The organism is Natrialba sp. PRR66 (assembly GCF_034808065.1).
In the GTDB taxonomy this organism is placed as follows: domain Archaea; phylum Halobacteriota; class Halobacteria; order Halobacteriales; family Natrialbaceae; genus Natrialba; species Natrialba aegyptia.
The window spans coordinates 1-250 of record NZ_JAXHGN010000209.1 but is presented as its reverse complement, the minus strand read 5'-3'; the positions used below and the strand labels follow the sequence as shown (position 1 = coordinate 250).

Sequence of the window (250 nt, the reverse complement as noted above, 5' to 3'; positions counted from 1 at the left end):
CGAGCGCTGCGGGCAGTACGGACAGCGCTGTCACTGACGGCGGCACGGCGACCCCCTCGTGGTCGTTCCCCACTGCGACTGGCAACGCTCAGTTCTCGACCGCCGGGCAGGGAGCGCTTCCCGAACCCACCGACGACGCCTACCCGCTCACGCTGACGACCGCCCGCGAAGCGGACGGGTACAACACCGGAATTCGGTCCCGAACCGTCGACGATCCGGATCCCGTCGTCGCCCGGATTCATCCCGAAAC

Annotated in this window: 1 pseudogene; it reads left to right on the top strand. The window is 68.8% G+C overall.

The window, feature by feature from the left end:
• A pseudogene (locus tag SM755_RS24010) lies at nucleotides 1-250 on the top strand (hypothetical protein); the annotation flags it as partial.